The following is a 15451-nucleotide window of genomic DNA, read 5'->3' as shown; positions in this document are numbered from 1 at the left end:
CAGGCGCCGGGTGCTGGGCGATCAGTTCGGCTGGCAGTGCAAAGTCGAAGTCGCTCAGGCAATAGGTGTGGTGTGCGGCAGGCGGATTGGGCATGTGGTCGAAGCGCGCGGCTTGAGCGCGCTGGGTGGGAAAACTGGGCAGGATTGTTGTTGGCCTACACCGGCCAGACCACGCCGTGGTCGTTCAGGATGGCGTCCATCGGCAGGTCGTGTGGCTCGGGCTCGAAGTCGGGTAAAAAGTCGGTGCCAAAGCCCAGGCCCACAGTGAACGGGCGCGGCTGCAAGGCGGCCAGGGTGCGGTCATAAAAGCCGCCACCATAGCCCAGCCGGTAGCCGCCGGGGGCATAACCGACGCAGGCGACGAAGAGCAGCGTCGGGGTGATGACCTCGGTGTCTTTGGGTTTGGGAATGCCGTAGGCGTCTTCTTCCATCGGGCAGCCGGGGTACCAGGCGTGAAAAGCCATGGTTTTGTGAACTTTATCCACCACCGGCAGTCCAATTTTGCGCAGTTGCTGCTGCTCGATGAGTTCGCCGTCTTCTTTCCAGCGGTGCAGGGCGGGCAGGGGGTCGAATTCTCCCTTGATCGGCCAATAAGCGCCAATCACGGTGTCGGAGCGACCCACCAGCCAGATGCGCATCACCTGCTGCAGCATGGCAACACGCTGCAAGCGGCCGGGCATGCGCAGGCGTTGTTCGACCAGCCGCTTGCGCAAAGCTTTTTTTTCAAGGGCCTTTTGTTCGTCAGATTTATTCATAATCACCACATGCAGTTCAGAACGATTTTGACATTGATTGCCTTGCTTGGCTCGCTTTGCGGCGTACCAGCGCTGGCACAAAGCGCGGCAAGCGGCGTGAGCGCGTCGGATGCCGTCATTCTGGAGATGCGCGATGCCTTCAACAAAGGCCTGTCAGAGCGCCTGACCGAGCTGCTGCCGCGCGCGCAGGGCCATGTGCTGGCACCCTGGGCCGCTTACTGGGAACTGCGCGCCCGGATGGATACGGCAACGCCTGAAGAAATCGACAGTTTCCTGAACCGCTTTGCCGGCACTTACCAGGAAGACCGCTTGCGCAATGACTGGCTGCTGCTGCTGGGCAAAGACCGCGACTGGAGCCGTTTTGTGCTGGAAGCTTCCAAATTTCGCATGCAGGACGACCGCGAGGTGCGCTGCTACACCCTGGCCATGGAGCACATTCTGGCCAAAGTGGACATGTCGCAAGAGGCCCAATCGCTCTGGCTGGCTCAGAGAAACAACGACGAAGGCTGTTCCTTTGCCGTGCAAACGTACCTTGATAGTCAACTTTTGAGTGACCAGGCTGTCTGGCAAAAAGTGCGCTCTTCGCTTGAACTACGGCGCGTGTCGGCGGCCCGGCAAGCCTTCGACATGGTGGCGCCGCAAGCCAGCGCGCAATGGACCGCGCTCATCAGCAAACCCGAGCAATTTTTGACCCGCACAACACTGTCGAACCAGCGCCAAACCCAGGAACTGGTGGTGCTGGCGCTGATCCGGCTGGCACAAACCGAGCCGCAGCGCGCCGCCGAACTGCTGGCCAGCCGTTGGCAACAACACCTTCACCCAAACCAGCGCGACTGGGCCTGGGCCGCCATTGGCGCGCAAGCCGCGCAAAAGCTGTCGGACGATGCGCTCGATTTTTTTGCCAATGGCCGACCGTCTGCCATGCAGGACGCGCAGTTGGCCTGGTATGCCCGTGCCGCCCTGCGCCAGAATGACTGGATGCGCGTGCTCAACGCCATTGAGGCCATGACGCCTGATGCCGCCCTGGATGCCACCTGGGTCTATTGGCGTGCCAGGGCCATGCTGGCGCTCGCCCCTACGCAAGCCATGCGGCAGCGGGCGCGCCAGTTGCTGCAAAGCGTGGCCGGAGTGCAAGGTTTTTACGAGTTGCTGGCGCTGGAAGAGCTGGGGCTTCCCATCACGCCGCCCCCCTTGCCCGAGCCCTTGACCGCCGCCGAAAAGGCCAAAGCGCGGACCAACCCCGGCTTGCAGCGCGCGCTGGCGGCCATTGCCATCGGCATGCGCTCCGAAGGCGTGCGCGAATGGAACTACAGCGCCAACCTGCACACGCCTGGTGGCATGAACGACCGCGAGCTGCTGGCCGCAGCCGACCTGGCCTGCCAGCATGAGGTGTGGGACCGCTGCATCAACACCAGCGAGCGCACCAAAAACGTGATCGACCTCACGCAGCGCTTTCCCATGCCGCACAAGCAGGCAGTGCTGGCGCGCACCCGCGAGATCGGACTCGACCCGGCCTACGTCTATGGCCTGATCCGCCAAGAGAGCCGCTTCATCATGGACGCGCGCTCGGGCGTGGGCGCCAGCGGCCTGATGCAGGTGATGCCGGCCACCGCGCGCTGGACAGCCAAGAAAATCGGCCTGACCAGCTTCAAGCCGCACCAGATTACCGAGCGCGACACCAACATCGCCATTGGCACCGGCTACCTCAAGCTGGTGCTCGACGACTTTGCCGGCTCCATGCCGATGGCCGCTGCCGCCTACAACGCCGGGCCGGGTCGGCCGCGTGCCTGGCGCGGCCAGACCGGCGCGCCGGTGCTGGAAGCCGCCATCTGGGCCGAAAACGTGCCTTTCAACGAAACCCGTGACTACGTGAAAAAAGTGCTGGCCAACACCACCATCTACGCCGCCATGATCAGCGGCCATACCCAGTCGCTCAAAGCCCGTTTGGGCGAGGTCGGCCCACCTGATGGCGCACTGGTCTTGAACCGCGACTTACCCTGAAAAACCCATGAAACTCTACATTGGCAACAAAAACTACTCATCCTGGTCGATGCGGCCGTGGGTGCTGCTGACGCTGGCCGGCATCGCGTTTGAAGAAGTGATGGTGCGCTTTGACGCCTTCACGCCCGAGTCGCAATTCAAGGCCAGACTGCGCAATGTGTCACCCACCGGCAAGGTGCCGGTGCTGGTTGATGGCGACCTGACGGTGTGGGACACGCTGGCCATTGCCGAGTATGTGGCCGAGCAGTTTCCCGAAAAAAATCTTTGGCCTGCCGACAAGCCTGCGCGCGCCCGCGCGCGCAGCATCTGTGCCGAGATGCACAGTGGCTTTGTCGGGCTGCGTAGCTACTGCCCGATGAACATCGAGGCCCGCCTGCCCGAACAGGGTGCCTTGATCTGGCGCGATCAGGCTGCCGTGCGCGGCGATGTGGCGCGCCTGGTGGCCATGTGGCAGCAGTGTCTGCAAATGAGCGGTGGGCCGCTGCTGTTTGGCAGTTTCACCGTGGCCGATGCCTACTTTGCGCCGGTTTGCATGCGCCTGGTCACTTACGCGTTGCCCTTGCCCGCCGACATTGCGGCCTACGTGCAACGGGTGTGCGCACTGCCGGTTGTCAAGGCCTGGATCGATGGCGCGCTGGCCGAGCACGACTTCCTTGACTTTGAAGAGCCTTACCGCTTGCACCGCTGAGATGGAAACCTTTCTGGTTGGCGGTGCCGTGCGCGATGCCTTGTTGGGCTTTCCCGTCACAGACCGTGATTGGGTGGTGGTGGGTGCCACGCCTGAGCACATGCTGGCGCAGGGCTTTGTGCCGGTGGGCAAAGACTTTCCGGTGTTCCTGCATCCGCAAACCCATGATGAATATGCGCTGGCGCGCACCGAGCGCAAGACTGCGCCGGGCTACCACGGCTTTGCCATTCACGCGGCACCTGGTGTAACGCTGGAAGAAGACCTGGCGCGGCGCGACATCACGGTCAATGCCATGGCAGTGGCGGCGGGCCATGTGGGCCCCGATGGCCGATGGGACGCGCAGCAACTGATCGACCCCCATGGCGGCCAACAAGACCTGGCGGCCCAAGTGTTTCGCCACGTCAGCCCGGCGTTTCGCGAAGATCCGGTGCGCATCCTGCGCGTGGCGCGCCTCGCCGCGCGTTTTGCCGACTTCACGGTGGCCCCTGAAACCTTGCAGCTCATGCGCCAGATGGTGACCAGTGGCGAGGTCGATCACCTGGTGCCCGAGCGCGTCTGGCAGGAGCTCTCGCGCGGCCTGATGGAGGCCAAACCCTCGCGCATGTTTGCGGTGCTGCGCGACTGCGGCGCGCTGGCCCGCTTGCTGCCCGAAGTGGATTGCCTGTGGGGCGTGGCGCAGCGCGCCGACTACCACCCCGAGGTGGACACCGGCGTGCATGTGATGATGGTGCTCGACATGAGCGCGCGCCTGCAGGCGCCGCTGCCGGTGCGCTTTGCCTGCCTGGGTCATGACCTGGGCAAGGGCAACACGCCGACGCACATTCTGCCGCGGCACCTGGGCCATGAGCAGCGCAGCGCCCAGTTGCTCAGCGGCTTGTGCGAGCGCCTGCGCGTGCCTGCCGACTGCCGCGAGCTCGCCGACATGGTGGCGAGCGAGCACAGCAACATCCATCGATCTACCGAATTCGATGCCGCTGCCCTGGTGCGGCTGCTGGAGCGCTGCGACGCCCTGCGCAAGCCCGAGCGCTTTGGCCAGGCCTTGCTGGCCTGCGAATGCGACGCACGCGGACGCCTGGGCTACGCCGAGGCAACCTATGCGCAGCGCCAGAAACTGCGCGATGTGCTGTCTGTCGTGCAAACGCTCGATACCAAAGCCATTGCCGCAAGCGCCATGGAAGCCGGGGTCGCCGGCAAAAAAATCGGCGAACGCATTCACCAGGCCCGCGTCAGGGCGTTACAACTGGCGAGCTGTACTGGCGCGCCTGCCACCGCTGCGGTTTCATGAACGCCTCGGGTATGCTTGCCCCATGTCAAATTTGCTGATCATTGAGGACGACGAACTGCTGCGCGACGGCCTGTGCGCGCAGCTGGCCCAGGCGGGCTACAGCGTCACGGCGGCGGCCGACGGCGAGGCCGCGCAAACCTTGCTGGAAACCCAGCGTTTTGATGGCGTGGTGCTTGACCTGGGTCTGCCAAAAATCAGCGGCATGGAACTGTTGCGCCGGGTGCGCAAGCGCCTGCCGGCGCTGCCGGTGCTGATCCTGACGGCGCGCGACGGCGTCAATGACCGGGTGCAGGGGCTCAACGCGGGCGCTGACGACTACCTCACCAAACCTTTCGACATGGCCGAGCTGCAGGCTCGCCTGGGGGCGCTGCTGCGGCGCGCACGCCTGCCTGCTTTCGGCGGCTCGCTGGAGCTGGCCAGCAGCCACAGCGAGCCGCCGCTGCGGGTTGATGCGCACTTGCCGCAAGCCTGGCTCGGCGACGAGGCGCTGGAACTCACGCAGCGTGAATGGGCCCTGCTGTCGCTGCTGGTGACACACGCCGGGCGCGTGGTGAGCCGCGAGGATGTGCTGGAGAGCTGGCAAAGCGAGCCCGGCGAGCCAGGTGCGCTGGCCTCCAATGCGCTGGAGGTTTACATCCATCGTTTGCGGCGCAAATTGGTGGACTCGGGTCTGAACATTCGCAATGTGCGCGGTTTGGGCTACATGCTGGAAACCCATAGCGACTGAATATCGCTGCGTGCAAATGACTGTTGCCATCCCAACGCATCACAGCGGGCAGGGCCTGTCGCTCAAGCGCCAGTTGTTGCTGTGGCTGTTGCTGCCGCAACTGGTGCTGTTTTTGGTGGGGGGTGCGCTGGCTTATCGCATGGCGCTCAAGTACGCCGAAAAGGCCATTGACCAGTCGCTGACGCAATCGGTGCGATCGCTGGCGCGCCAGGTCAAGCCGATTGGCTCGGGCCTGTTGATCGACTTTCCGCGTGCTGCGCAGGACATCATCGAGCAGGACCCCACCGACCGTGTGAGTTACATGGTGTCGAGCCCGCCGGGCAGTTTTTTGCTGGGCAACGGCAAGCTGCCCGGACCGTCTGAAGACCTGCTGGTGCCAACCCGCGAGGCGCTGCTCTACAACGCCCGGGTGGACGGCAAGCCCATGCGCATGGCGCTGCTGGAGCTCGATTACGGAGACGCAGATGCGCCCCAGCGCCTGCGCGTGCAGGTGGCCAAAAGCCTGGCGGTGCAACAGCGTCTGACCACCGAGCTGATTGCCGACATGCTGGCGCCGCTGCTGCTGCTGGTCATGGTGCTGAGCGCGCTGGTGTATGGCGGCATCTCGCGCGGCTTGCAGCCTTTGAGACGGTTGCAGGCGCAACTGGGCGACCGGCACCACCAGGCGCTGTCTGATCTGTCGCCCATCGAGATGACGCAGGCGCCGCAGGAGGTGCATGCGCTGGCCGCTGCGGTCAACCAATTGCTGTCGGCAGTGCGGCGCAGCCTGGGCCAGGAAAAGCGCTTTTTGAATGATGCCGCGCACCAGTTGCGCACGCCGCTGGCGGGCCTGATCAGCCAGACCGAACTGGCGCTGGCTGAAAAAGAGCCACAGGCCCTGCGCGAGCGGCTCACCAAGGTGCTCGCCGGTGCCCGGCGCAGCGCCCACCTGGTGCACCAGTTGCTGTCGCTGGCGCGCAACGAAGTCGAGGTAAATTTGCAGCCGCTCGATGTGGCCACCCTGGCGCGCGAGGTGGCCCGCGACTGGACCCCGCGCGCGTTCAAGACCGGCATCGACCTCGGCTACGAAGGCGCAGACCACCTCATGCTGCCAGGCGATGGATTCTTGCTGCGGGAAGCCCTGAACAACCTCATCGACAACGCCCTGACTTACGCCGGTGCAGGCTGCGAAGTGACCATCAGGGTGCAGCCGCAGGGTGAACAGGTTTTGCTCGAAGTCGAAGACAATGGCGCGGGCCTGTCAACTGAAGATTTGCCGCACGTGTTCGAGCGCTTCTGGCGTGCCAGCGATGTGCCGGGCGGTTGTGGCCTGGGCTTGGCGATTGTGGCTGAAATCACCCAGCGCCATGGCGGACAAGCCAGGGTGCTGGCAGCCCGGCCGCACGGTTTACGGGTGCAGTTGTGGTTGCCGGTGCGTCACGCAAGCGCGGTTGCGTGACCCTCAGGATCACTGTTTTATGGTAAAAATCACGTTCAATATGCAGACAGAAAACGACATCGGACAAGAGACGGCGCAAATTTGGCAAGACCTGCTGGCCAGCATCAGCCAGGGTGTTTGTGCCTTCGATGCCGAGGGCTGCATCAGTGTGTTCAATGACTGCCTGCCTGAAATGCTGGACCTGCCGAGAGAATTTTTGGCCAGTTGCCCGTCCTGGCGGGAGCTTTATGACTGCCAGATGCAGCGCGGCGATTTTGCCGGCGCGCCGCATCCGCTCGACCACTCGCACCAGATGGACGACGACCAGGCCGAAATTGCGGACCATGTCTTGCGACTGAAACACCTGGGGCGCACCTTGCAGGTGCAAACCCGAAGGCGCTCAGGTGGCGGCATGGTTCAGGTTTATGTTGATGTCAGCGACTACGTGCAAGCAGAGGCGGGTCGCAAACGGGCCAATCAAATGCTTTTTGCGACCCAGGCCATTGCCGAGCTGGGTGGCTGGGAAACTGACTTGGAACTCGACCAGGTCACCTGGACCGACGGGGTGTACCGTATTTTCGAGACCACCCCGCAAGCCTTCACACCGACCCCGGTGACGGTCAGGCCCTTGTTCACCGCCGAGGCGCTGGCCATCCTTGATGCCTCGTTGCAGCCGTCGGAGCAGCTAAACGCCAGCCATGAGTTCGAGGTTGAAATGCTCACCCTGAAAGGACGGCGCATCTGGGTGCATTCGCGCGGCACCACCAGTTGGGTCGATGGCCGTGCCGTCAAGCGCACCTCGATCGTGCAGGACATTACCCGGCGCAAGCAAACCGAGCTGGCATTGCGCGACAGCGAGGCGCGCTGGAAACTGGCGCTCGAGAGTGTGGGTGACGGCCTGTGGGACTTGCAGGTGCAAACTGGAGAGCAGTACCTGTCACCCAATTTGCTGCGCATGTATGGCTACGAAGACGGCGAGCTCAAGCCCAGCTTGGCCGAGCTGGACGCGCTGGTCCATGCCGAAGACATGGCGCAATTGCAGCTCGATCGGCAGGCCCATTTCGATGGTTCCACGCCCACGCTCAGCAGCGAGCATCGGGTGCTGTGCAAGGATGGCAGCTGGAAGTGGGTGCACAGCCGCGGCATGGTGATCAGCCGTGATGCGCAAGGTCAGCCGCTGCGCATGATTGGCATCCACTCCGATATCACCGAGCGCAAGACGGCCGATGAACTGGTCTGGCAGCAGGCGCACTTTGATGCGCTCACGGGCTTGCCCAACCGCCGTTTGATGCGTGAGCGGCTGGTTCAGGAGATGAAGAAATGCCGCCGCAATCACTTCAAATTGGCACTGTTGTTCATCGATCTGGACCATTTCAAGGAGGTCAACGACACGCTCGGCCATGACCGTGGTGACGACTTGCTGGTGGAGGCGGCGCGGCGCATCCTGCGCTGCCTGCGTGAGGTCGACACGGTGGCCCGCATGGGCGGCGATGAATTTACCGTGATCATTACGGCGCTGTCTGATGAGTCGAGTCTGCAGAGCATCCTGCCCAAGCTGCTCAATACCCTGAATGCGCCATTCCAGTTGGGTCTGGACCAGGTTTTTGTGTCGGCCAGCGTGGGCGTCACGGTCTATCCCACCGACACCCAGGAGGTGGAGGACCTGCTCAAAAATGCCGATCAGGCCTTGTATGTGGCCAAAGCCGCCGGGCGCAACCGCTTCAGTTTTTTCACAGCGGCGCTGCAGGAGGCGGCAATGCAACGCGCCCAGTTGATGCATGACCTGCGCGCTGCCCTGTCGGCGCAAGAGTTCTGCGTGGTCTATCAGCCCATCGTGAACCTGGCTACCGGCAGAATTCAAAAGGCTGAAGCCCTGGTGCGCTGGCAACATCCCCAGCGCGGCATGATCAGTCCGGCCGACTTTATTCCGGTTGCCGAAAGCAGTGGTCTGATTGTCGAGATCGGTGAGTGGATATTTGCCCAGGCGGCGGCCCAGGTCGCTATCTGGCGGGGCAGTTTGCACCCCGAGTTTCAGGTTAGCGTCAACAAATCACCCTTGCAGTTTGAAAATCCGAATCCTGCGCATACGCCCTGGATCGAGCAACTTCGCACCCTTGGGCTGCCCGGTGAAAGCATTGTGGTTGAAATCACCGAGGGTTTGCTGTTGTCCAACAGCGGTGGCGTGGTCGAGCAGTTGCTGAAGTTGCGCGATGAAGGCATCAACGTCTCGCTGGATGACTTTGGCACGGGTTATTCGTCGCTGTCTTACCTGCAAAAATTTGACATCGACTTCATCAAGATTGACCAGTCGTTCGTGCGCGACCTGACGTCCGGTTCAACTGACCTCGTGCTGTGCCAGGCCATCATCGCCATGGCCCACGCCTTGGGCATGAAGGTGATCGCCGAAGGGGTGGAAACAATTGAGCAACGCGATCTGCTGACAGCAGCAGGCTGCGATTTCGCCCAGGGCTACCTGTATTCGCGCCCGGTGCATGCCGCAGCCTTTGAGGCCATGGTGTTCGGTTCCGAGCAGGCGCTGGACCTGGCGGTGTGAGCCGCCGCGTCGTGCCGTGTCTCAGGATGGCAGGCGCAAGCCGCTTTGTGCGTCGAACCAGTTGTTGTGGTTGGCGCTGATTGCCATGCCCACGGCATCGCCAATTTTGACCTGCGTGCTCGGCGGCGTACGCACCGTGATCAGGCCGACCTCGGTTTTCACCACCACGTAGGTGTCAGCCCCCGTGGGCTCCACCAGCGTGACTTGGCCGCGCCAACTGGCATCGTCTTGCAGGTGGATGTGTTCCGGGCGCTGTCCCAGCGTCACCTTGCCGGCGGCCGGGCAGGGCAGGGCCAGGCTGCCGCCGGTAAACGTGAACACACTGTTTTCACCGGTGCCACTGGCCTCGCCCGGGATGAAATTCATCGTGGGTGAGCCAATGAACCCGGCCACATAGGTGTTGGCCGGGCGGCGGTAGATGTCGTCGGGTGTGCCGATTTGTTGCAGAATGCCATCCTTCATTACCGCAATGCGGCTGCCCAGCGTCATGGCCTCGATCTGGTCGTGTGTGACATACACTGTGGTGATGCCGCTGACCAGATGCAGGCGCTTGATCTCGGCGCGCATTTCCACGCGCAACTTGGCGTCGAGGTTGCTCAAAGGCTCGTCGAACAAAAACAGTTGCGGGTCGCGCGCCAAAGCGCGCCCCATGGCCACGCGCTGGCGCTGGCCGCCCGAGAGCTGCGCCGGGCGGCGATCCAGCAGGTGCTCGATTTGCAGCATGGCAGCCACTTCCTGAATGCGCTTTTTACGCACCTCCGGCGGCACCTTGCGCATTTCCAGCGCAAAACCAATGTTGTCGGCAACGCTCATGGTGGGGTAGAGCGCATAGCTCTGGAACACCATGGCAATGTCGCGCTGCGCAGGGGCCATGCCAACGACGTTTTTGCCGGCGATTTTGAGTTCGCCCTCGGTCGGCTCTTCCAGTCCGGCGATGATGTTGAGCAAGGTGGACTTGCCGCAACCCGAGGGGCCCACCAGAATCAAAAATTCGCCGGGGGCGACCTCGATGTCGATTTTTTTCAGAATTTCGACCGCTTTGTCGCCCTTGCCAAAAACCTTGCGGATGCCCGCGATGTGGAGTGAAGCTGCCATGATGGATGTGTCCTCGTTAACCTTTGACCGCACCGGCAGTCAGACCCTTGACGAAATATTGCCCCGCCAGCACATAGACCAGCATGGTCGGCAGGCCGGCAATGATGGCCGCTGCCATGTCAACGTTGTAGCTTTTTACGCTGCTGGTGGTGTTGGCCATGTTGTTCAGACCGACTGTGATGGGTTTGCTGTCGGCGCCGCTGAACGCCACGCCAAACAGAAAGTCGTTCCAGATGTTGGTGAACTGCCAGATCAGCGTGACCATCAAAATCGGCGTGCTCATCGGGATCACGATACGGTAGAAAATGCGCCAGAAACCCGCGCCGTCCATGCGCGCGGCTTGAATGAGTTCACGCGGGATGGCGGTGTAATAGTTTCGGAAAAACAGCGTGGTGCCGGCCATGCCCGCCAGGCAGTGCACCAGCACCAGGCCGGCAATCGAGCTTGATAAACCCATGAAGCCCAGCACCTGGCTCATGGGCAGCAGCACCACCTGGAACGGCATGAAGACACCAAACAAAATGAAGCCAAACAGCAAGTCGGAGCCCTTGAATTTCCACATGCTCAGCACGTAGCCGTTCAGGGCGCCCCAGGCGGTCGAGATCAGCACCGCCGGCACCGCCATCAGTACCGAATTCCAGAAATAGGGCTTCAGGCCACGGCAATCGACGCCGGTGCAGGCGGTGGACCAGGCCAGCGTCCAGGACGCAAAGTTCAGGCTGGTGGGCAGGCTCAGCAAGTTACCCGAGCGGATTTGCTCGGCATCCTTGAAGGAGGTCACCAGCATCACATAGAGCGGCGCCAGAAAGAAAAAGGCAGCCACCCCCAGCACGGCATACACCGCCAAGCGGGAAAGATTTTTTGCGTTCATGGTCACTCCTGGTTCAATGCTCATGCGGCTTGGCGCGCAATTCGCTGTAAAGATAGGGCACCACGATGGCCGCCACCATGGCCAGCATCATGGTCGCGCTGGCAGCCCCCAGACCGATCTGGCCACGGGTAAAGCTCATGGTGAACATGAAGGTGGCGGGCACATCCGACGCATAACCCGGCCCACCCGCAGTGAGCGCCATCACCAAATCGAACGCCTTGATCGACAGGTGCGACAGCACCAGAATGGTGGAGAACACCACCGGTCGCAACACCGGCAAAATAATGCGCCAGTAGATGCGCGGCAGGCTGGCGCCGTCAATTTGCGCCGCTTTGATGATGCTGTCGTCAATGCCGCGCAGTCCGGCCAGGAACAGCGCCATGGCAAAGCCGGCCGACTGCCAGATGCCGGCAATCACCACGCAGTAGATGGCGGTGTCAGACTGCACCAGCCAGTCAAAGCTGAAGCTGGTCCAGCCCATGTCGTGCATGAGTTTTTCCAGGCCCAGGCTGGGGTTCAAAATCCATTTCCAGGCGGTGCCGGTGACGATGAACGACAGCGCCATCGGGTACAGGTAGATGGTACGAATCACGCCCTCAAAGCGGATTTTCTGGTCCAGAAAAATGGCCAGCAGCATGCCCAGCAGCATCGAGCCGCCGACATACAGCACGCTGAAAATGCCGAGGTTTTTGAGCGCCACGTACCAGCGGTCCATTTCCCACAGGCGGGCGTATTGCGCCAGGCCGACGAACTCGTCGTAGTTGGGTAGCATGCGCGAGTTGGTCACGGACAACACGCCGTTCCAGATCATGAAGCCGTAGATGAAGGCGAACCCGAGCACAAAGCCCGGCGCGATCACCAACTTTGGTAACACGTTTTCAAAGGATTTCATAGCTATATTGCCTTTGGTTCAGAACTTCCAAACTGCCAAAGTCCATTGCTGGTGCGCTGGCGTCTGCTGCCCCACCTGACGGGGCGGGTATTCCCCTTCGTTCGTGTCCCCCAACCCTAAGCCTGCGGCCTAGGGTTTCCTCCTTTACCTCACTGCGGGAAACACCCACCCCATCAGGTCCCGAAAGGACTTTGATTTGCAAACAAGTGAATCAAAGTCAGAACCGGTCCGGTGCTGGTTTTCTGTCAGTAAACCCGCAGCGTCACGCAGCAGGGTTGGGGTATGTGTCGTAGCGAAGTAAAGGAGGAGCCCGCAGGGCGGGGGACATGAGCGGCGACACGTACCCCAGCCCTGCTGCGGATACGGGTAAACAGTGTCCCGGTCTCCCGCGTGCCACAGTTTTACCGGGTCGCAGCCGCCTTGGCAATGCTCTTCACACCGTCGGCCACACTCATTTTGTCGTTGTTCCAGAACTGACTCACCGCATCCTTCATGGCGCCCGAGACCGCGGGCGGAACCGCCATTTCATGGGCGATGGACGGCACCAGGCCACCTGTTTTGGCAGTCGCCACAAAGTCGTTGCTGGAAAGCTTGGCGCAGTCGTCGAACTTGGCCATATCCATGTTCAGACGCACCGGGATCGAGCCCTTGTTCAGGTTGAAAACCTCCTGGAACTCGGTGCCCATGATGGCGGCAGCCAGGTCGGCTTGCGCTTTTTGGGCGGTGGCATCTTTCAGCTTGAACATGGCAAACGAATCGACGTTGAAGGTGAAGGCGTTGGCGGTGCCGGGGGCAGCGGCGCAGATGTAGTCCTTGCCCGGCACCTTGCCGGCGGCGGTGAACTCGCCCTTGGCCCAGTCACCCATGAACTGGAAGGCAGCCTTTTCCTGGATCACCATGGCCGTGGCCAGGTTCCAGTCACGCCCAGGGGAGGCTGGGTCGGTGTAGGATTTGACCTTGCGGAAGGTTTCCAGCGCCTTGGTCATGGTGGGGCTGGTGAGCGCCTTTTGGTCTAGTTTGACAAAGGCGTCGTTGTAAAAACCGGCACCGCCAACGCCCAGCGCCACGGATTCGAAGGTGGTGAAATCCTGCCAGTTCTGGCCACCATGCGCCACCGGGATCAAGCCGGCTTTTTTGACTTTTTCAGCGGCAGCAAAGAATTCGTCCCAGCTCTTGGGGGCGCCTGCGACACCGGCTTTTTTCAGCACGGCGGCGTTGGCCCACAGCCAGTTGACGCGGTGCACGTTGACCGGGGCGGCAACGTAATTGCCTTTGTATTTCATGACGTCGGCCACCACCTTGGGCAGCAGGCTGTCCCACTTTTCGGCCTTGGCGGTGGCGTCCAGATTGGCCAGCACGCCCTCGCTCGCCCATTCCTGAATGGCGGGTCCCTTGATCTGCGCGGCAGCAGGCGGGTTGCCCGCGACGACACGGCTCTTGAGCACGGTCATGGCGTTGTCACCACCACCGCCCGCCACGGCAAAATCTTTCCAGGTGTGGCCCTTGTTCTGCATGATTTTTTTCAGCTCGGCGGCTGACTTGGCTTCGCCGCCAGCGGTCCACCAGTGCAGCACCTCGACTTCGCCGGCCATTGCCGTGTTGCCCGCCACCACCATTGTCACGACCGTGGCCAATTGGGTAAGTTTGATCATGTCTTCTCCTTGAAATTTGCCTGGAACACCAATTTGGCCCCGAGGCTCGGGTTGCTTCGTGCAGACACCACGTTGCGCGAATTAATTAATTGTTAATTAATTCGGAGCAAGTCGCAAGCAGTATTTACCCTTGGTAAGTCTCGGGTGACCGAACGGACTTAAACCACCAGCGCCAGTGCGCCAAAGTCGCCCACGCGCTCGCCCAAGCCGACGCTGACCAGCTCGCAGCCATTGGTCAGGGCGGGCAACTTGCCTTGCACCACGGCGCGCAGGCGAGGCAACAGGTAGGCGCGGTGATGCCAATAGACGCTGCCGCCAATGCTGATGCGTTGCAGGTCGAGCGTAACGATCAGGCTGTACAGCATGCGCCCCATCACCCGGCACAGGTCGTCAATCAAACCGATGGCTTGGGGATCACCGGCGTAGGCGGCTTTGAAGAGCGCCGCTGCATCGGGGTAACCCAGGGGCTGAAAACGCCGCGCAATGGCGTTGCCGGCCACCAGCCCTTCCACATCGCCCACATTGCCGCAGCCGCACAGGGCATCTGAGTTGTCGCTGACAAACAGATGGCCTGCATGGCCGGCATTGCCGTTCTTGCCGCGCAGCACATGGCCATCGACACACAGGCCGGTGCCAATGCCGGTGCTCCAGGTCACGTAGGCGCAGTTGGCCAGCGGCACGCCGTCGGCTTGCAGTGCGCCCCAGCGGCGTTCGGCTTCCAGCGCGCCAATGCCGTCGTTTTCGACCCGCACTTGGGCAAACGCGGCGCGCAAGGGCGCCTCTAACGGTGCCGTTTGCCAGTCGTTGGGCAGGCCGCGCGCCTTGCCCGCCAGGCCGCCGCAGATGTTGGGCGCGGCCAACTCGACCAGGCCCTGGTTCAGCACGAAAGGGCCGCAGGACGACACACCCACGCGCGCTATGGCCGAGCTTTGAACCCCGGCCAGCGCGCAGCTCTGGCCGATCAGCCGGATGATCTGCTGCGCCAGCGCATCGTTCTGGCCGCGGGTGGCGGTGGGTTCTGTGAGCTTGCCGCGGCTGCCCTGCGCATCGACGATGTTGACCGCCACCTTGGTGCCGCCAATATCGACACAGGCGACCGGGGCACGGCCTGCGGGCAGGCGAAAGCCATTGGCTAATACGTTGGTTGTCATAGGATGTGTTTTCATAAATGCATTGGTCAGATCGGTATCAGGCGCGACCGTAATCATCGCTCAGACCGGCACCAAACTGTACTTCATTGCTGAAGGGTTTGTGAGCGGTTTGCGAGTTGCCGCGCGCCATCGTATTGGCAATGGCGCACTGGTTGCTACACCTTGGCAGGGTCGGTTCTGGGGCTATGAGTTTTCGCTTTGAATGGATCCTGCGCCCGCGTTCGCCCAGCCAATGGCCAAATCGCTTCCACGGCGCGTGTGCGATGGCATTGAACTTTCCATGAACAGTCCCGTCGTTGCACAAATGGCCGTCATTGCGAACGAAGTGACGCAATCCATGACCCCGGACTGCATGGACTGCCG

Annotated in this window: 12 protein-coding genes; 6 read left to right on the top strand and 6 right to left on the bottom strand. The window is 62.0% G+C overall.

All coding sequences use genetic code 11. The features are described 5' to 3' along the window. Positions 1-155 precede the first annotated feature (155 nt). Positions 156-755, bottom strand: coding sequence for a 5-formyltetrahydrofolate cyclo-ligase (locus IBX54_RS06785; RefSeq protein WP_296541906.1), 600 nt, complete (start codon positions 753-755; stop codon positions 156-158). Positions 756-764: 9 nt separating this feature from the next. Here IBX54_RS06785 and IBX54_RS06780 point away from each other — a divergent pair, with 9 nt between their 5' ends. From IBX54_RS06780 to IBX54_RS06755, 6 genes are read left to right on the top strand one after another with little or no spacing between them, the layout of a single operon-like run. Beyond that, positions 765-2756, top strand: coding sequence for a lytic transglycosylase domain-containing protein (locus IBX54_RS06780; RefSeq protein WP_296541905.1), 1992 nt, complete (start codon positions 765-767; stop codon positions 2754-2756). A gap of 7 nt (positions 2757-2763) precedes the next feature. Beyond that, positions 2764-3444: a glutathione S-transferase family protein gene (locus tag IBX54_RS06775; RefSeq protein WP_296541904.1), complete on the top strand. Its 681-nt coding sequence runs from the start codon at positions 2764-2766 to the stop codon at positions 3442-3444. 1 nt (position 3445) lies between these two features. Beyond that, the gene (locus IBX54_RS06770; RefSeq protein ID WP_296541903.1) at positions 3446-4729 is read left to right on the top strand and encodes a multifunctional CCA addition/repair protein; all 1284 of its coding nucleotides are present in this window, start codon (positions 3446-3448) and stop codon (positions 4727-4729) included. Between the two features lie 22 nt (positions 4730-4751). Further along, positions 4752-5456 carry a response regulator gene (locus IBX54_RS06765; RefSeq protein ID WP_296541902.1) on the top strand — a complete coding sequence of 235 codons (705 nt, stop codon included), beginning with the start codon at positions 4752-4754 and terminating at the stop codon, positions 5454-5456. Positions 5457-5472: 16 nt separating this feature from the next. Further along, a complete protein-coding gene (locus IBX54_RS06760) occupies positions 5473-6894 on the top strand; it encodes a sensor histidine kinase (RefSeq protein WP_296541901.1) in 1422 nt (473 codons plus the stop codon). Between the two features lie 19 nt (positions 6895-6913). Further along, entirely contained in the window at positions 6914-9427 is a 2514-nt protein-coding gene (locus IBX54_RS06755) for an EAL domain-containing protein (RefSeq protein WP_296541900.1), read from the top strand. 21 nt (positions 9428-9448) lie between these two features. On the opposite strand, the gene IBX54_RS06750 is transcribed toward IBX54_RS06755, so the two are convergent. From IBX54_RS06750 to IBX54_RS06730, 5 genes are all read right to left on the bottom strand, one after another. Continuing rightward, positions 9449-10522, bottom strand: a complete 1074-nt coding sequence (locus IBX54_RS06750; protein WP_296541899.1) for an ABC transporter ATP-binding protein — start codon at positions 10520-10522, stop codon at positions 9449-9451. Between the two features lie 16 nt (positions 10523-10538). Then, positions 10539-11393 carry a carbohydrate ABC transporter permease gene (locus tag IBX54_RS06745; protein WP_296541898.1) on the bottom strand — a complete coding sequence of 285 codons (855 nt, stop codon included), beginning with the start codon at positions 11391-11393 and terminating at the stop codon, positions 10539-10541. 13 nt (positions 11394-11406) lie between these two features. Next, positions 11407-12285 (bottom strand): carbohydrate ABC transporter permease, encoded by an 879-nt coding sequence (locus IBX54_RS06740; RefSeq protein WP_296541897.1) that lies wholly within the window; start codon positions 12283-12285, stop codon positions 11407-11409. Between the two features lie 401 nt (positions 12286-12686). Continuing rightward, on the bottom strand, positions 12687-13937 hold the full coding sequence (locus tag IBX54_RS06735; protein WP_296541896.1) for an ABC transporter substrate-binding protein: 1251 nt from the start codon (positions 13935-13937) through the stop codon (positions 12687-12689). Between the two features lie 158 nt (positions 13938-14095). Further along, positions 14096-15088 (bottom strand): ROK family protein, encoded by a 993-nt coding sequence (locus IBX54_RS06730; RefSeq protein ID WP_296541895.1) that lies wholly within the window; start codon positions 15086-15088, stop codon positions 14096-14098. Between the last annotated feature and the right edge of the window lie 363 nt (positions 15089-15451).

Origin of the sequence: Rhodoferax sp., assembly GCF_014859475.1 — a bacterium.
Taxonomy (GTDB): domain Bacteria; phylum Pseudomonadota; class Gammaproteobacteria; order Burkholderiales; family Burkholderiaceae_C; genus Rhodoferax.
The sequence above is the reverse complement of the archived record's forward strand: the minus strand, read 5'-3'. Positions and strand labels throughout refer to the sequence as shown.